Origin of the sequence: Akkermansia sp. KLE1798, assembly GCF_001580195.1 — a bacterium.
GTDB lineage: Bacteria > Verrucomicrobiota > Verrucomicrobiia > Verrucomicrobiales > Akkermansiaceae > Akkermansia > Akkermansia biwaensis.
This window is the reverse complement of record NZ_KQ971075.1, coordinates 87,515-104,598: the sequence shown is the minus strand read 5'-3', so window position 1 is coordinate 104,598 and position 17,084 is coordinate 87,515. Positions and strand designations below refer to the sequence as shown.

General features: G+C 60.1%; 15 protein-coding genes. 12 read left to right on the top strand and 3 right to left on the bottom strand.

The window, feature by feature from the left end; genetic code table 11:
* A partial coding sequence (locus HMPREF3039_RS14065; RefSeq protein WP_231863833.1) for a hypothetical protein occupies positions 1–886 on the bottom strand: 886 nt, incomplete at its 3' end.
* A gap of 273 nt (positions 887–1,159) precedes the next feature.
* On the opposite strand from HMPREF3039_RS14065, the gene mnmA reads away from it, so the two are divergent.
* The 3 genes from mnmA to HMPREF3039_RS03295 all read left to right on the top strand — a co-directional run bounded on the left by mnmA (position 1,160) and on the right by HMPREF3039_RS03295 (position 4,744).
* Complete coding sequence (mnmA, locus tag HMPREF3039_RS03305) at positions 1,160–2,233, top strand: tRNA 2-thiouridine(34) synthase MnmA (RefSeq protein WP_067951920.1); 1,074 nt, start codon at positions 1,160–1,162, stop codon at positions 2,231–2,233.
* Positions 2,230–3,579: a tRNA uridine-5-carboxymethylaminomethyl(34) synthesis GTPase MnmE gene (gene mnmE / locus HMPREF3039_RS03300; protein WP_067572014.1), complete on the top strand. Its 1,350-nt coding sequence runs from the start codon at positions 2,230–2,232 to the stop codon at positions 3,577–3,579. The genes mnmA and mnmE overlap by 4 nt, the downstream gene beginning before the upstream one ends.
* A gap of 595 nt (positions 3,580–4,174) precedes the next feature.
* The gene (locus HMPREF3039_RS03295) at positions 4,175–4,744 is read left to right on the top strand and encodes a PEP-CTERM sorting domain-containing protein (protein ID WP_231863831.1); all 570 of its coding nucleotides are present in this window, start codon (positions 4,175–4,177) and stop codon (positions 4,742–4,744) included.
* Between the two features lie 26 nt (positions 4,745–4,770).
* Here HMPREF3039_RS03295 and HMPREF3039_RS03290 read toward each other — a convergent pair whose 3' ends face one another.
* On the bottom strand, positions 4,771–5,400 hold the full coding sequence (locus HMPREF3039_RS03290; protein WP_067572153.1) for a trimeric intracellular cation channel family protein: 630 nt from the start codon (positions 5,398–5,400) through the stop codon (positions 4,771–4,773).
* A 58-nt stretch (positions 5,401–5,458) separates the two neighbouring features.
* A complete protein-coding gene (locus HMPREF3039_RS03285; RefSeq protein WP_147549450.1) occupies positions 5,459–6,238 on the bottom strand; it encodes an MBL fold metallo-hydrolase in 780 nt (259 codons plus the stop codon).
* Between the two features lie 158 nt (positions 6,239–6,396).
* Between HMPREF3039_RS03285 and HMPREF3039_RS03280 the strand changes: the two genes are divergently transcribed.
* The 9 genes from HMPREF3039_RS03280 to HMPREF3039_RS03240 are packed head-to-tail and all read left to right on the top strand — an operon-like array spanning position 6,397 to position 17,073.
* The gene (locus HMPREF3039_RS03280) at positions 6,397–6,852 is read left to right on the top strand and encodes a division/cell wall cluster transcriptional repressor MraZ (RefSeq protein WP_067981803.1); all 456 of its coding nucleotides are present in this window, start codon (positions 6,397–6,399) and stop codon (positions 6,850–6,852) included.
* Between the two features lie 9 nt (positions 6,853–6,861).
* Positions 6,862–8,427, top strand: coding sequence for a 16S rRNA (cytosine(1402)-N(4))-methyltransferase RsmH (rsmH, locus tag HMPREF3039_RS03275; protein ID WP_231863830.1), 1,566 nt, complete (start codon positions 6,862–6,864; stop codon positions 8,425–8,427).
* 24 nt (positions 8,428–8,451) lie between these two features.
* Positions 8,452–8,796, top strand: coding sequence for a hypothetical protein (locus tag HMPREF3039_RS03270; protein WP_067572017.1), 345 nt, complete (start codon positions 8,452–8,454; stop codon positions 8,794–8,796).
* Between the two features lie 16 nt (positions 8,797–8,812).
* A complete protein-coding gene (locus HMPREF3039_RS03265) occupies positions 8,813–10,912 on the top strand; it encodes a peptidoglycan D,D-transpeptidase FtsI family protein (RefSeq protein ID WP_067572019.1) in 2,100 nt (699 codons plus the stop codon).
* A 9-nt stretch (positions 10,913–10,921) separates the two neighbouring features.
* Entirely contained in the window at positions 10,922–12,421 is a 1,500-nt protein-coding gene (locus tag HMPREF3039_RS03260; protein ID WP_067572020.1) for a UDP-N-acetylmuramoyl-L-alanyl-D-glutamate--2,6-diaminopimelate ligase, read from the top strand.
* An 18-nt stretch (positions 12,422–12,439) separates the two neighbouring features.
* Entirely contained in the window at positions 12,440–13,813 is a 1,374-nt protein-coding gene (gene murF / locus HMPREF3039_RS03255) for a UDP-N-acetylmuramoyl-tripeptide--D-alanyl-D-alanine ligase (RefSeq protein WP_067572021.1), read from the top strand.
* A 3-nt stretch (positions 13,814–13,816) separates the two neighbouring features.
* Positions 13,817–14,920 (top strand): phospho-N-acetylmuramoyl-pentapeptide-transferase, encoded by a 1,104-nt coding sequence (mraY, locus tag HMPREF3039_RS03250; RefSeq protein ID WP_067572022.1) that lies wholly within the window; start codon positions 13,817–13,819, stop codon positions 14,918–14,920.
* Between the two features lie 7 nt (positions 14,921–14,927).
* Positions 14,928–16,238 carry a UDP-N-acetylmuramoyl-L-alanine--D-glutamate ligase gene (gene murD / locus HMPREF3039_RS03245; RefSeq protein ID WP_067572030.1) on the top strand — a complete coding sequence of 437 codons (1,311 nt, stop codon included), beginning with the start codon at positions 14,928–14,930 and terminating at the stop codon, positions 16,236–16,238.
* Positions 16,216–17,073 carry a LysM peptidoglycan-binding domain-containing protein gene (locus tag HMPREF3039_RS03240; RefSeq protein WP_067572031.1) on the top strand — a complete coding sequence of 286 codons (858 nt, stop codon included), beginning with the start codon at positions 16,216–16,218 and terminating at the stop codon, positions 17,071–17,073. The genes murD and HMPREF3039_RS03240 overlap by 23 nt, the downstream gene beginning before the upstream one ends.
* Positions 17,074–17,084: the final 11 nt, after the last annotated feature.

The window sequence follows — 17,084 nt, the reverse complement described above, 5'->3', positions numbered from 1 at the left end:
ACAAAGCCACTCCCCGCAAGGCAAGGCTGTCAGGCACGGAACACTGGTGAGCGGTATTGATGGCAGTACTGGACGCATTATCCCACCGGGACATGCGGACAGACACGGCACATTGGCTGTTGGCCGGACGGCTAATCTGTATATCGATCCAGTACCGCATGTAACCTGCGGGCGTGGTAAAGGGATCATCATCCAGGCTCGCGTAATCCGCATTGAAAGAAGTATTGCCTATGGCGATGGAATCAAAGCACCGGCCATATCCCAGACCGCAGGACATTGGGAAATAACAACTGGTCAAGCCGTCGTAAGCTGAATTGTTATTGTCGAGATCAAGCATATTAAAATCAGCCGTGACCACAGTCCATGTCGGTATGTTGTCTCGCCCGGCAGCCCACCAAAACCGGTCCACAAGTATTCCCCAGGAAAAAGGATTGGAAGAATTGAAATAGGTACGCAACGCGGAAAACTCCATCTCGTGAAGCAGACGCACCTCCCTGTATCTAGCCGCCTCCGTGTCAGTGGATGGCACTACCGGAATATTGACACCGCCGTTGGCATTGACAGTGTAGGAAAACGTACCGCTCTGGGCCGCCAGATTATTCAGAACGGCATCCTCCCCGTTTTTAATACCGCCGTCCTGGGCAGACGATCCCAAGGCGGCTCCTTTAAAAGTCTGTGTCACAAGGGCATGTTCGTCGGAAACCTCTACGGTTTCCGTAGGAGCAGTAAAGCCGAACTGCCCGGCGGAAGACGCTTCCAGTATGGTGAGGGGTTCTTTTCCATCATTACGAATGGCTTTCACGGAACAGCCAGTTGTACATGTAAGGGCATAATGCGCACCTGGTATGGTATTTATTTTCATCGTGTGGATTTGATACAAACCCATGCCGCATTTCATCCATTCTGACACGTGGCAGAATATAAACGGTAAACATATATTCTCCCAATCTCTTTGAATACATCAATTTACTCCTATTCCCGCAAAACACCTTTCCAGCTGTGGCATCCCGTCCTTCTGACCGATGGGCAAGCCTTTCCCATCATGTAATGGTGCTACTTTTTCCTTGGCTTGCCGGTCCATATTTGATTTACAGGGGCAGGCGCAGCGGATTCCGCAAACGGAGACCGGGACGCCGGCATTAATTCCCCTTTCAGCACAGTGGCACGTATTCTTGTAGGCTTATCCGGCGGAGTGGACAGTTCCGTTGCGGCGGCGCTGCTCGTGGAGCAGGGCCATGAAGTCGTAGGGGCCTACATGAAAAACTGGGTGAACGATGAAGGCATTCCCGGAGAATGCCCGTGGGAACAGGATATTCGGGACGCGCTGGCCGTCGCCCAAAAAATCGGGATCGAATTTCGCGTGATTGACCTCGTGGAGGAATACCGCGCACGCATCGTGAACTACCTGATTGAAGGCTACCGGGCCGGATACACGCCGAATCCGGATGTGCTGTGCAACCGGGAAATGAAATTCGGCGTGTTTCTGGATTATGCACTGGAACAAGGCTTCGAGTACGTCGCCACGGGCCACTATGCCCGCAGGCTGGAGACACCGCAGGGATCGTTTATCCTGCGCGGACGGGACCCGAACAAGGACCAGTCCTATTTCCTTTCCCTGATGCGGCCCGGCCAGATTTCCAAAGCCATATTTCCTCTCGGAGACTTGCTGAAACCGGAAGTCCGCGCGCTGGCGGATAAATACGGACTGCCCACGGCCCGAAAAAAAGACAGCCAGGGCATCTGTTTCATTGGCCAGGTGAAGATGAGCGACTTCCTGCGGCATTACCTGCCGGACAAACCCGGAAAAATCGTGGATACGGAAGGCAGAATTCTTGGCGAACACCAGGGATTGCACCTGTTCACGATGGGACAGAGAAAGGGGCACGGAATCGCCTCCCCGCGGGAGGGCATCGCCTATGTCGTAGTGGGCAAGGATGTCAAACGCAATCTTCTGATTCTGGGGTATGAAGAGGCCTCCACACGGGGCCTGTATGCCTCCCATGCGGTGGTCGGCGGCATCTCCAACACCCTGTCGCCTCTGCCCTCCCGCGTCATGGCCCAGCCCCGCTACCGTGCCAAGGCGGAATGGGCCGCCTGCGAGTATCTGGAGGAAGGCAGGGTGCGCCTGAGCTTTGAAACGCCTCTGCGTGCCCTGGCCGTGGGCCAGGTCTGCGCCTTTTACGATGGGGGAAAACTGCTGGGAGGCGGCTTTTTTGAATCCATAGAGCCATGATTGATCCGGAACGCACCATAGCCGCCCAAGCCACTGCCGCAGGCCAGGGAGCCATCGCCGTTATCCGCATGAGCGGAACCCGGTGCACGGATGTTCTGGGTATCTGCACTCCGGTGGGATTCCCCGCACGCCTCCGGCCGCGCTGCGCCGCGCTGACCCATATTCTGGAAGAGGACGGCTCCTCCATCGACCAAGTGCTGGTCACGCACTTCCCGGCTCCCGCCAGCTATACGGGGGAAGATACGGTGGAAATTTCCTGCCACGGCGGCATGCTGGTGACGGAACACCTCCTGAAACGGCTGTACCAGTGCGGAGCATCTCCCGCAGAACCGGGAGAATTTACGAAAAGGGCCTTCCTGAACGGACGGATGGACCTGACTCAGGCGGAAGCCGTCATGGACGTGATCTCCGCGGGAAGCGATCTGGCGCTGAAAGCCGCGCAATCCCAACTGAACGGAAGCATCGGCGCACGGGTGGATGAACTCAAGGACGAACTTGTCCACGTCCTGGCGCATGTGGAAGCCTATATTGATTTTCCGGACGAGGACATTTCCCCGGACACAGCCGCCGCCCTTCTCTCACGGCTCGCCAACGCGGAAGAACAGCTTTCCGGCCTGCTGGGCTCGGCTGCCGCGGGCCGTCTGCTGAGGGAAGGCATCCGGACGGCCATCGCAGGACCGCCCAACGTCGGCAAATCCAGCCTGCTCAATACCTTGCTGGGATACGAGCGCGCTATCGTCAGCAACATTGCCGGAACCACGCGGGACACCGTGGAAGAATCCATCCAGATCGCCGGTCTGGCCCTGCGCCTGATTGACACGGCAGGAGTCCGGGAATCGTCCGACCTCATCGAACAGGCCGGCATCCTGCGCACCAACAGGGCACTTGAAGCCGCAGACCTGGTTCTGGAAGTGGCGGACGCCTCCCTCCCCCGCTCCGCCCCCCTTCTGACTGAAAACCGCGGCACGCCCAGTCTGCTGATCCTGAACAAGTGCGACCTGGGAATCCATCCGGACTGGCGGGAAGTTTCCGGAATCCGTTTCTCCTGTTCCACGGGAGAAGGCCGGAAAGAGCTGGAAGAAGCCATTGTCCGCATTTTCGCATCCCAACTGCCCCGTGAAGCGGGAAGCTCCCTGGTGGCCATCAATGCCAGGCACCAGCATGAACTGGGCCTGTGCCTGGAACACGTCCGCCTGGCTTCGGAATCCATCTCCCGGCAGGAAAGCCCGGAATTCACGGCTCTGGAACTACGGGAAGCCCTGGCACACTTGGGAGAAATCACCGGAGCCGTTGACACGGAAGACGTACTGGGCGCCATTTTTTCCTCCTTCTGCCTGGGGAAGTAGGAAAAATGCTTCCGCCGGCAGGTTTCCCCCGGCTCCGGAATCTTTCTTTTTATTTCCGCCTTGCGGAAAGACGGGCATCACCTGAAAAACTTTTTGCAGCTATTTTACATCGGAATTATCTTCTTTAGTCTTGTTGTGACTGATCTCCCTGGTTTATTCATTTCGAACTATTGATGAACAGCAGCAATCTTTCATAGTTGGCATTCAAATGCCGTCGGAAGTGAATAAAAACAGCGTTACAAGATTACTCTACATAGATCCGTTTTACATTGATTCCCGATTGTTTGTTTACTATCATTACAACATTCTTATGTTATGCGTCTTTTCTCTCTTTTTCCTTCTCACGCTGGTTCCTGTCCAGGCCGCCATTTATTTTGCTCATAACGTTTCCGAAAATTCGGGATTCGTAAACACCAAAAAATATTGGAACGGAGATTCCAATTTGTGTTGGGCGGCTACGGCCAGTAATATGCTGCAATGGTGGCAGAACAATTCCTCAGGAATCCCGTCTTCCGTTCCCAATGGTCCAAACGAGAGCGGAAGAACGGAGATTTACGATGTATTCTGCAACAATTGGAAAGATAGCGGGAAAGGCGTGGAAATCGGCTTGCGGTGGTATCTGGGAGGTAAACCCCTCAATCCCAATAATTATTTGTATGATTTCAAGGATACCGTCACCGATCCGAAGGGCACTGGCCGATACTGGGAGGGATACGTCACGGATTTGGGATTCTCCTCCTCCACGTGGGAAGGCAACTGCCCCTTCATCAGCAGCAAGTTTTTTACACAAGACGATTTTTTCCTCCAGTTCGGTACAGACCTCGTCTCATTTTTCAAAAACGGCGGCGTGGTAGGCCTTTCCATTGCCCCCGCATCAGGACCCGGCCACGCCATTACCTGCTGGGGAATTGAAGTTGACGATGCTACCGGGAGGGCCAAATCCTTGTACATCACGGATTCCGACAATGGACAAGGACTGGAAAAACGGGATGTCTATTATAATGAAGACAACCAAACCCTGTACCTAGGAAGCCCGAACGGCTACCGGATCAACGCGTACGACGCCTTGCTCCTGCCTTTTTACAATGTCCCGGAACCTTCCGCAGCGGTCCTCATCGTCCTTGCGGCGGGAACAGCCTCTTTCCGCAGACGCCGGCTCTACTGAACCGCATCCGGGAACATTCCCGCCTGTCAGGCTTCCGGCTCTTCAGGCGGCGAATCGGCATCCGAGGTAAACAATGGGATATAGGAAGGCAGGTTCCAGTTCCAGCGGATGGCCGCCAGGCGTACGGAAAGCGTCACGACGAACCCCGTCACAAAGCAGGTGGAGGAGTCGATGCCCAGATAAGAGAGCGCGGCATAGGCCACGCCGCCCATGAGCGCCGCCGTGGCATACAATTCACCGGGACGGAAGACATAGGGGACGTTCCCGGTCAGGACATCGCGCAGCAGGCCGCCCGCCACGCCGGTGCAGATCCCCATCATCACGGAAACGGTAGGCGTATAGCCGTGCAAGTATGATTTTTCCGTGCCGATCATGCCGAAAAGGGCCAGCACGATGGCGTCCGCCACGCGGATGGTGCCCAGGGGCGGCGGATACTTCTGGGCCAGGTAGAAAGTCGCCAGGCTGGTAATGACGGCAGCAAGAACAAAAATCTCCCCGCTGGGAAGCGTCCAGTACACTGGGATATCCAGCAGCAGGTCGCGCACGGTTCCTCCGCCCAGAGCGGCCAGCGTTCCGCACACGATGACGCCGAACAAATCCATCTTCACCCGGGAAGAGGCAATGGACCCCGCCAGGGCGCCAATGATGGTACTCATGATTTCACAGATGGAGAGGAACATGACGGGAGGCGGGGGAAAGGAAGGGAAACCGGACTCAGCACACCCGTATCCACGGAAGGGACGAATCCTGCATGGCGCAGAACAGGGAGGTGGAGCCGAGGCCCATGTCATGCAATGTAGCACGCATCAGGCTTTCTGCCAATGCCGGAGAATTACTTTCAGCACTCAAATGGGCCAAAACGACGTTTTTCAAGGCATTGTGCGCCACGCGCCTCAGCAGGTCGCACGCCTGCTCGTTGGAAAGGTGGCCGTGCCCGGACGCTATGCGCTGCTTCAGCGGCCATGGCCTTTTGGGCGTGGCCGCCAGCATTTCCGGATCGTAATTAGACTCCACCACCAGGCTGTCCACCATGGACAGGTATTCCGCCACGCATCCGGGGGCCTGCCCGGTATCGCTGATAAAGCCCAGGCTGGATTGTTCCGTCTCAAACTTGAAGCCCACAGGGTCCACGGCGTCATGGTAAGTGGGAAAAGGCGTGATGACAATATCCCCTATCTTGAAAGACTGCCCCTTCTCAAAATAAGTCCAGGGAGCTTCCGGAGCCTTTTCCTGAACGCACAGGGCGGTATGGCGCGTGGCGTACACGCGCACGGCGTGCTTTCTGGTAAACTGGTGCACGCCCTTCATGTGGTCGGCGTGTTCGTGAGTAAGCAGGATGGCGTCCAGGTCATCCGGTTCCACTCCGGCATATCTCATTCTTTCCCTGAGTCTTGCGGCGCTGAATCCGGCATCCACCAGCAGCACGGTATCCCCCGTTTTCACAATGGTGGCATTTCCTCCGCTGCCGCTGCCCAACACGCAAAACTGCATCATGGGCGGAAATATAATCCTCCCCCGCGGGCGGGGCAAGACCGGATCAATGCTTTTTTCCCGGCATTCATGCAAGAAAAGAATGACTTTATCCAGTACAGGGTTGACATTTCAGGTGCATTAAAGTGTATTGAAAGCACTACGTAGTGTACTCGCAGGCGATGAGCAGTGTATCAGACAACCTATTTGGTGCATACACGCACAAGCTTGACCCCAAAAACCGGATTGCGATTCCGACGGAATGGAGGCCAAGCGAAGGCTGTGCCCTGCTCCTGTTATCCGGACGGCGCCTTGACCTGCCGACGGTGAAAGTCTACACCCGGGACAAATTCCTGCAACTTATTGAAAAAATCAAATCTGCGCCAGGCTACAGTGAAGCGCAGATCGACCTGTTCATCGGCAAACTATACGCAAATTGCGTGGAAGCCATCATCAACGCCCAGGGCAAGCTGCTGATTCCCAAACCCATGTGCGAGCATGCACAACTGAGCTCCGCGGTGCGTCTCGCCGGCCGCGGCGGCTATTTCGAACTATGGGAACCCTCGGCCTATGAAGAAGTCGCCCTGCGTGAAAACGCCAGTATTTCCGACATCAACCAATCCTTCGGCATTTTCTGATCTCCTCTCATGCCTCCAGATCCGTCTACACAGTCCGTGCACCAGGCAGACCCGTTCGCAACGCTTGCGCTGCGCCCGGGCTGGCTTGTCTCCCGCCTAGGCATTGCCGCCAGGACCGGACTGGATGCGGAAGTCACGGCATATTCCATCGTTTTCTGGCTGCATGACGCCCTGCCGGCACAGGACATGATCGCCTGGCAGGAGCAGAAGGCCCGCATCACCGCGGAAATGGCCCTGGCCGGCCAGAAGGGCGCCTACGGCAAGCTGGGCGCATTGTCCTCCGACCTGAACCGGGCCTTTGAGGACCATGTTGAGCTTTCTTTACGCGCGGGCGCGGGCGCCCATATCCGCACGGATGCCGTCCAGGCGCTCGCGGACGGCATCTCGGCCAGCACGGCCTGCCGCCTGCTGGCCTGGAGCATTTGCCGCAACCACGTCCATGTGATCGCGGAGCTGACGGGAGAAATGGGAGTGGATGAACTGGTCTGCTCCTGGAAGGCCCTGGCCCCCGCCGCGAACTGGGAAAGCGCGTACCACGCGGAAGCCCTGAAAGCGCCGGAAGTCGGCGCCAGGCTGGATGAACTGGCGGCGGAAATCGGCGAAGCGGAAACTGTGGCCGCCCCCGCTCCGCAGGAAGGGGAGGAAGGCTCCGCCGGGAACTTCCGCCACATCACCGTCCTGCTGCATGAGACGGTGGACATGCTCGCCGCCGCCCCCGGCAAACTCATCGTGGACTGCACGCTGGGCGGAGGAGGGCACACGGAACTTCTGCTGGAACAGGGAGCCACCGTATGGGGCATTGACCGCGATCCGGACGCGCGCCGCGCCGCCGCGCTCAAGCTGGCCCGCTTCGGCTCCCGCTTCAAGGTGCTTGCCGGCAACTTCCAGGATGTGGAATCCCTTCTCGCCCAGCAGGGCGTTTCCCGGGTGGACGGTCTGCTGGCGGACCTGGGCGTTTCCTCCCACCAGCTTGACACCGCTTCCCGCGGCTTCTCCTTCCGGGAAGACGGCCCCCTGGACATGCGCATGGACACGCGCTCCGCCTTTTCCGCCCGGAACCTGGTGAATGAAGCCCCGGAAGAGGAACTTGCAGACATTCTCTGGCAGTACGGGGAAGAGCGGGCCTCCCGCGCCATCGCCCGCGCCATCGTGAAGGCCCGTGCCCAGGCCCCCATCACCACCACCGGACAGCTTGCACGGGTGGTGGAATCCGTCTTGCCGCGCAAAGGCAGGCAGCATCCGGGCACCCGCACCTTCCAGGCCCTGCGCATCGCCGTGAACGGGGAGCTGGACGCGCTGGACTCCCTGCTGAACTCCTCCGTGCGCCTGCTCGGCAAGGGGGGGCGCCTGGCCGTCATCACTTTCCACAGCCTGGAAGACCGCAGGGTCAAGCAATTCTTCGACCTGCGCAGCCGCCCGGAAATCGACCGTCCGGAATGGCCCGCCCCGCGCCCCAACCCGGACTACTGCTTCCGCCTGCTTTCCCGCAAGCCAGTCACTGCGGGAGAGGAAGAACTTTCAACCAACCCCCGTTCCCGCAGCGCCAAATTGCGCGGCGTGGAAAAAATCATCTGACACCGCTCTCCCGCTCCCACCATCATGAAAAAATTCAAACAGCGTTTCACCGGCCACCAGATCAGCGTGAGCATGATCATGTGGCTCATTGCCTTCGCCTCCCTCACCTGCGGCGCGGGCATCACCTATGCAGTCCTGAAAAACGACCAGGTCCAGGTTACGCGCGACATCAAACAGATGAACGACGAAATCGCGTCCTGCGAACTTACCGGGGAATACTACCGTTCCAAGACCTCCTCCCTGACCAGCCGCTGGGCCATCCGCGACAGGCTGGCCCAGGACAAATCCAACCTTCAGCCCATCGACCCCGCAGCCGTAGAATACATTTCCCCGGAAAACGCCTCCCGCATCGCCGCGGCCGGCAACTAAACGCGTCGCGCCATTCATGACCACGCTCACGAAATCCAGATTCGCCAGAAGAAGCCTCGTCCTGTGCGGCGTGGCGGGCGCCGTGGTCATCTGGCTGATGCTGGGCCTGGTTAACATCCAGCTTGTCTCTCCCAGGAAAACGGGCGGCCTCCCCAGCGGCGGCATTCTGGAACGGGAGGTGCTGCGCCCCCAGCGCGGCCGCATCATGGATGCCAATGAGGAAATCCTCACCAACAACATGCACAGCTCCATCCTGGTTGCGGACGGCTACCACCTGAGCGACCCCAAGGTCATCAGCTACGCGCTCGCCTATTCCAAGGCGGTCCACTCCCCGCTGTGGGCGGAAGCCAAAACGGAAAAGGACCAGGAAAAGCTCGTTTCCGGATTCCGCAGGAAAATTCTCAACCAGGCCGCCAGCAAAAAAAACGGCAGCAAGGAATACAACCTGGCAAAAATCCTCCTTCAGGAACCGGAGGAAGGGCCGGAAGGAGCGGACAAGGCTCAAAAAAGGATGGAAGAACTTTATGACCCGGCCACGGTGCAGGAATATGTTCAGGCCCATCTGGAATACGCTGCCAGGGTGATCGCGCCCTTTCTGCCGGACATGAGCGTCCAGGACATCATCAGCGCCGTGGAAAAAGACGGGGAAATCCCCAAAAGGCGCATCGTCATCGCCAAAAACCTGTCGGAGGAAAAAGCGGAACTCCTGCGCGAAGCCATCCAGAACGCCCGCATCCGGGGCTTCCGGTTTGAAACCTCTTCCAAACGCATCTATTCCGTGCCGGAATGCATGGTGCACATTCTCGGCTACATCGCTCAGACGGAAACCAGCGGCGCCTACCCCGTAGCGCTCGCCGGCCTTGAAAAACAGCTGGACGACCAGCTTCTGGGTCACGACGGCATCCGGGAATGCCGGAAGGACAGCCGCGGGCGCATCATCCCTTCCGCGGACTCCCGCTTCAAGGACGCCGTGGACGGACTGAACGTGCGCCTGACGGTGAACATGGAATACCAGACCATTGTGGAGGAGGAACTGGACGCGGCCATTTCCTTCTATACGGACAGCACCCACAAGCCCAGGGGCTGCATCATCGTGGTGGACCCCAAGACCGGCAACATTCTGGCGATGGCCAGCAGGCCGCACTATAATTTAAATACGCGCGAGGGCCTCCAGGAGGGAGCCTACCACTTCGCAGTGCAATCCCTCTATGAACCGGGCTCCACGTTCAAAATCGTGGCGGCCACGGCCGCCGTGGATTCCGGCAAGGCCACATTCGACACCACCATCAACTGTACGCCCTACATCGTGCCCGGCTCCCGCCCCGTGACAGACAAGCCCCGCTTCTACAGCGCCCTGACGCTGGCGGGCGTGCTGAAAAAATCCAGCAACCCCGGCGCCTTCCGCATCGCCCTCAAAGCGGGCTGGCCCACCTATAAAAAATACTTTGACCTGTACGGCTTCTCCTCCAAGACGGGCATCGAACTGCCGGGGGAAACCAACAGCCAGTGCCAGGACGGCAGCAACTTCGTCAACTTCTCCCGCATCAGCTTCGGCTACTCCCTGATGGTCTCCCCGCTGCAGGTGGCCATGGCTTACGCCGCCATCGCCAACGATGGAGTGCGCATGCGCCCCCGCCTGGTGGACGGCATTTACGTGGATGACAAGAACTTCCAGCCCTCCCCTCCCGTGGAAGTCTGCCGCGTCATGAGCGTAAAGACAGCCAGAAACCTGCGGAACGCGCTCTTTCACGTCACGGACATGGACGGCACCGCCAAACGCGCCCGCATTGAAGGATACAACGTGGGCGGCAAGACGGGCACCGCCCACAAGGTAAAGCCGACCGGAGGCTACTATGAAAACCGCTATACCGTTTCCTTCGTGGGCATGCTGCCCGTGGAAGACCCGGCCTTTGTCTGCCTGGTGGTTATTGACGACCCCACCTCCAAGCACTGCCACCCCGGCGGCGGCACCGTCTGCGCCCCCATCTTCCAGAAACTGGCCACGCGCCTGGCGGCGGCCATGAACATTCCCAAAAACACTCCTTCCGCAGATCAGGACAAGAAAACATCCCGGACCACCGCCTCCGCTTCCCCGTCCAACCAGCCGCGCAGATAGAACCACATCATGAAGCTACTTACTCTTCTCAAAGACCTCCCCAAGCACACGCTCACCGGTTCCGGCCAGGTGAAAATCTCCCATCTGGAATGCGACAGCCGCCGCGTTCTGCCCGGCTCCTGCTACATTGCCCTGAAAGGAACGCAGGCCGACGGGCACGCCTTCATTCCGGAGGCCATCAGGCGCGGAGCATGCGCCATTGTGGCGGAATCCCCCTGCACGCAGGAAGCCAGGGACGGCAAGGTCTCCTGGGTGGAAGTGAACGACTCCCGGCTGGCCGTCAGCCTGATGGGAGCGGCCTGGAACGGCCACCCCTCCCGCCACATGTCCATGATCGGCGTCACCGGAACAAACGGGAAAACCACCACGGCCTACATTGCCCATTCCCTCCTCAAGCAATCGTGGCTGCGCGCCGGACTCATCGGCACCATCGCCTACGACAACGGGGAGGAAATCACCCCCTCCACGCACACCACGCCGGGTCCTCTGGAACTGGAACACCTGCTGAAGGAAATGTTGGAAAACGGCTGCCGCGGCGTAGCCATGGAAGTCTCCTCCCACGCCCTGGACCAGGAACGTGTGGCGGGCATCAACTTCAATGTGGGCATCTTCACGAACCTGACCCAGGACCATCTGGACTACCACCACACTATGGAAAACTACTTCCAGGCCAAGGTGAAATTGTTCGAGCAAATGGCGGCGGACACCAAATCCCGCCGCAAGCCCGTGGCCGTCATCAACATTGATGACGCCTACGGCCGCCGCCTGGCGGAAATGTTCTCCGGCCGCATGGCGGTGAAAACCTATGGTTCCGCCCTGGGCGCGGACTTCCGCATGCTGGTGCACCACGCCACGGCCAGGGGCAGCGAATACGAGCTGGAATACAAGGGAAAAAGCTACCTGGTCCGCGTGCCCCTGATCGGCAAATTCAACATGTACAACAGCCTGGCGGCCCTGGCGGCCGTCATCTGCGCAGGCATCCCCGTGAGGGACGCCATCGCCAGCCTCCAGAACATTCCGCAGGTGCCCGGCAGGCTGGAACTGTTCACCCATCCGGGCGGCGCACAAATCTTCATTGACTACGCCCACACCCCGGACGCCCTGGAAAACGTCTGCAAAACGCTCAAGGAACTGTGCTCCCGCCGCCTCATCACCGTATTCGGCTGCGGCGGAAACCGGGACAAGGGAAAGCGCCCGCTGATGGGCGCCGTGGCCGCACGCCTGTCGGACGCATGCATCGTCACGTCGGACAATCCCAGGAGTGAAGAGCCCCTCTCCATCATCAACCAGATCACGGCGGGCATGCCGGAAGGCCGGTACGCCATCATCCCGGACCGCGCACGGGCCATTGCCACGGCCATCGACCAGGCCCGGCTGGGAGACATCGTTCTCATTGCCGGCAAGGGCCATGAAAACTACCAGGAACTTTCCACGGGGCGCATCGACTTCAGCGACGCCAAGGAAGTACGCCGCAACATGCGCATCAAAGACGAGTTCACGCAGGCATAATACACGACCATCATTCCCATGACCTCCCTCACGGCACACGGCATCTGCAATGCCATTGGCGGACAGCTGGTCAGCGGCCCCTTTGAAAGGGTCGCTTCCGGCGGCGTCTGCACGGACAGCCGCGCCCTGGCGCCGCATGCCGTCTTCTTTGCCCTGGGCGGAGAAAAATTCGACGGGAACCTGTTCGCTCCGGAGGCCTCCCGCACCGCGGCGGCCGTCGTCGTCAGCCGCGTGGAGCCCGGCATCGACCCCTCCTGCGCCGTCATCCTGGTGGAAGACACGCTGGCCGCCCTGCAGAAACTGGCCTCCTGGTGGCGCTCCAACCTGAAGCTGACCGTCGTGGGCCTGACCGGGTCCAATGGGAAAACTTCCACGAAGGACCTGACCGCCGCCGTCCTCTCCCGGAAATTCCGCACCGTCGCCACGGAAGGCAATCTGAACAACCATATCGGCGTCCCCCTCAGCATCCTGAAAGCGGAACCCGCCGATGAAATGGCCGTCTGGGAAATGGGCATGAACCATCCTGGGGAACTGGCCCCGCTGTGCGGAATGGCGCGGCCGCGCATCGGCATCATCACCAGCATCGGTACTTCCCATATAAAATACATGGGCTCCCGGGACAACATCGCACGGGAAAAATGCACGGTTGCCGAATGCCTTCCGGAAAACGGCCACATGATCTTTCCCGCGGACTGCGACTATGCGGACATGATCCGGCAGTCCACCCGTGCGGCCTGCATCGACTGCGGCATTGATTCCGGCACGGTGCGTGCGGAAAACCTCGTTTCCACGGAAGACGGAACGCGGTTCACGCTCGTCATACCGGACTTCTGCCGGGAAACGGTGGAACTGCCCGTGCACGGCCGCCACATGGTCTGCAACGCACTGCTCGCGGCCGCCGCCGGCTGGGTGGCAGGTCTTGCGAAGGAACAAATCGTCTCCGGCCTGAACGAAGCGAAGCTGACGGGAGGCAGGCTGCACTGCAAGCAGAGCGGCGGCATCCTGGTGATAGACGACACCTACAACGCCAACCCGGACTCCATGCAGGCGGCCCTGCGCACGGCAGCCGACCTCCCCTGCACGGGCAGGCGCTTTGCCGTGCTGGGCAGAATGGGGGAACTGGGCACCTTCTCCGCGGAAGGTCATGCCCTGGTGGGCCGTACGGCGGAGGAACTCCATTTCGACTATGTAGTCAGCGTAGGGCCAGACGCCGCGCAAATCACGGATGCCATCCCTCCCGGTTCCGCCACCCAGGCCCTGTATCTCGCCACGCCGGAGGAAGCCGCCGAATGGCTCCGCAACCATGTCGCCCCGGGTGACATCGTCCTCTTCAAAGGCAGCCGCGCCGCCCGCATGGAGCAAGTCATGAACCTCACTTTTCCGCCCCAGTAAATCATGTATTCCCTCATTGAACATATCTGCCCCGGATGCGGGCTTGCAGGCACGGCAGGGAGGGCCCTGCTGGCCTGCCTGCTTTCCTTCGTCCTGACCATGGCGTTTGCGCCCAGGGTCATCCGCGCGCTGATTTCCCTGAAAATCGGCCAGCCCATCAGGACGGCGGAAGAGGTTCACAAACTGGCGGAACTTCACGGAGCGAAGGCGGGCACTCCCACCATGGGCGGCGTGCTCATCGTGGGCGCCACGCTGGCGGCCACCCTGCTGTGCGCCAGAATGGGCAACCCCTTCATCATCTCCTGCCTGTTCGTCACGGTGGCGCTGGGCCTGCTGGGCTTCCGGGACGACTACCTGAAAGTAACCAAAAAAACCTCCGACGGCATTTCTGCACGCAAGAAGCTCATCGTCCAGGTCCTGGTGGGTCTTCTGGGCGTCGCCTTCCTGTGGCTGTATCCGGAAGGGCAGCCGCGCGTGGAACTGCACGACTACGTCACTTCCCTCTTCATCCCGTTCTACGGGCAGGTGAATCTGCCGTGGTACGTTTACATCCCGTTCGGCGCGCTGGTCGTGGTCTCCGCCTCCAATGCGGTGAACCTGACGGACGGCCTGGACGGGCTGGCCTCCGGCTGTTCCGTCGCCACGGGCATCACGTACGCCATCCTTGCCGCGCTGGCCGGCAACTGGCTGATGGCGGACGGCCTGAACATCCCCTTCCATCCGGCAGCCAATGAAATAAGCGTCTTCATGATGGCCGTCGTGGGAGCCTGCCTGGGCTTCCTATGGTACAACTGCTACCCGGCCAAGGTCTTCATGGGGGACACCGGCTCCCTGGCCCTGGGGGGCGCCTTCGGCATGGCGGCGGTCTGCACGGCGCAGGAAATCCTCTTCATCGTCATTGGCGGCGTCTTCGTCATGGAAGCCACGTCCGTCGTCCTCCAGGTAGGCAGCTTCAAGCTGCGCCACGGCAAACGCATCTTCGCCATGGCGCCCATCCACCACCACTTCGAGCTCAAGGGATGGAAGGAAACGCAGGTAATCACCCGGTTCTGGATGATCAGCCTCCTGCTCGCGTTCCTGGGCCTGTTCCTCATCACCACCGCATAACCCGTCCATGAATCTTCACAACCTCAACATAGCCGTTCTGGGAGCGGGCAGAAGCGGACGCGCCGCGGCGCGCCTGGCCATGAAGCATGGCGGACGCGTATGCGTATTCGACACTTCTCCGGCGATCACCGGCTGGCCGGAAGACATTCCGCTGCATGCCGGCGCCACGCAAGAAGACGGGCACGCGTTCCGCGCGGACCTGGTCGTGATTTCCCCGGGCATTGAAACGGACTGCCCCTTTGTCAAATCCTTTGGACGGGAAGATGTGGAAACCATCGGGGAAATGGAACTGGCCTCCCGCTTCTACCGGGGGAAAATCATTGCCATCACCGGCACCAACGGCAAGACCACCACCACGTCCCTGGTGGAAAAAATCCTGCTCCGCGGCGGAAAAAACGCCGTTGCCTGCGGCAACTACGGCGTGCCCATGGCGGAAGTGCTTCTCCGGGATGCCGTTCCGGACGTGCTGGCGCTGGAAGTCAGTTCCTTCCAGCTTGAAACCATCCGCGACTTTCATCCGGACGTGGCCGTATGGCTCAACTTCGCGCCGGACCACATGGACCGTTACACCGCCGTGGAAGACTATTACAAGGCCAAGCTGCACATCTTCGACAACCAGACGGAAAACGACCTGGCCGTGGTGCGCTTCGGAGAACATTTGCCCTCCCTGAAAGCTTCCGTCCGGACATTCAGCTCCGAATCCCCGGAAGCGGACCTGTACTACCGGGAACCCCTTGTCATGGAAGGAGGCTCCCCTCTGCTGAACCTGGCAGGGACTTCCCTGAGCCAGCGCCACAACGCGGAAAACGTCATGGCCGCCGTGCTGGCCTGCCGCCACCTGGGCATCCCGGCGGAAACCGCCGCGGAAGTGCTGGAGGAATTCACCCCTCCCGGCCATCGCTGTGAAGCCGTCCGCACGCTGGACGGCGTGCTGTGGCTGAACGACTCCAAGGCCACGAACCTGCATGCCCTGGAAGCGGCGCTGAAATCGCAGAACGCCCCCGTCGTCCTCATTGCCGGCGGCAAGGACAAGGGACTGGACTACCTCCCCCTCCGCCCCATGCTGAAGGAAAAAGTGCGCGCCTGCGTGGTCTTCGGCCAGATTGCGGACCAGCTTTACGACTCCTTTTCTCCTGCGGCGCCCACGGAAAAAGCCGCAGACGTGGCGGACTGCGTGGAAAAAGCGCGCCTGCTCGCCCGGCCGGGAGACACCGTCCTGTTCTCTCCCGGCACCTCCTCCTTCGACATGTTCACCGGCTACGCCCAGCGGGGACAGGCCTTTCGCGACGCCGTGAATGCCCTATCCCCCCTCTCCTGACCATCCCACCAAAACCATCATCATGAAAACGACCAAAAACCCCGATCACAATCCGACCGGACGCACGCGTCCGAAGCGCAAGCTGGGTACCGTACTCCGCGCCAAACTCAGCAGGTACCGTGCCCGCGTCTCCGAATTCGAAGACGACGCCCCCAGCAGCACCGTCGTGCGCTGGCTCGTCGTCCTCCTTCTCCTCCATCTTCTCGTCATCGGCGGGGTGTGGGTGCGCAGCACCTGGTTCAAGAACACCACGGAAATGGTGGAAATGACCGCCACTCTGCCCTCCCCGCCCACCGTCCCGCAAATCCCCGTCCCCGCCGCAGCTCCCGTAACGGCCCCCGCCGTTCCCCAGGCGGCTCCCGCCGCCCCGGTGACCATCACCCAGCCGGAACAGGTAGTGGACGCGCGCCCCGGCAGGCAGGAACAGGCCGCTCCGGCCCCGACCGCTCAGGAACATATCCCCGATGCCGCCCCGGTGGCAGGTCCGGCCCGCCACATCGTGCGCACGGGTGACACCTGGGAACGCGTCGCCCGCGACAACCGGGTCTCCGTCGCGGACCTGAAAGCCGTCAACCCCAACATGCAGAAACTGGTCAGCGGCACCACGCTGGTCATCCCGGCGCGCCCCGGCGATCATCTCGTCCAGGAAAAACCCGCCGAAGCCGACACGGCCCTGACCGGAACCACCCATATCGTGAAAAAGGGGGAAACGCTCTCCGTCATTGCCCGCAAGTATAAAATGAACTGGAGGAATATCCAGAAATTCAACAAGATGAGCGACAAGGACGTGGCGCGCCTCAAGATCGGCCAGAAAATCATGATCCCCAAGAAATAGTCCTTTCCGGT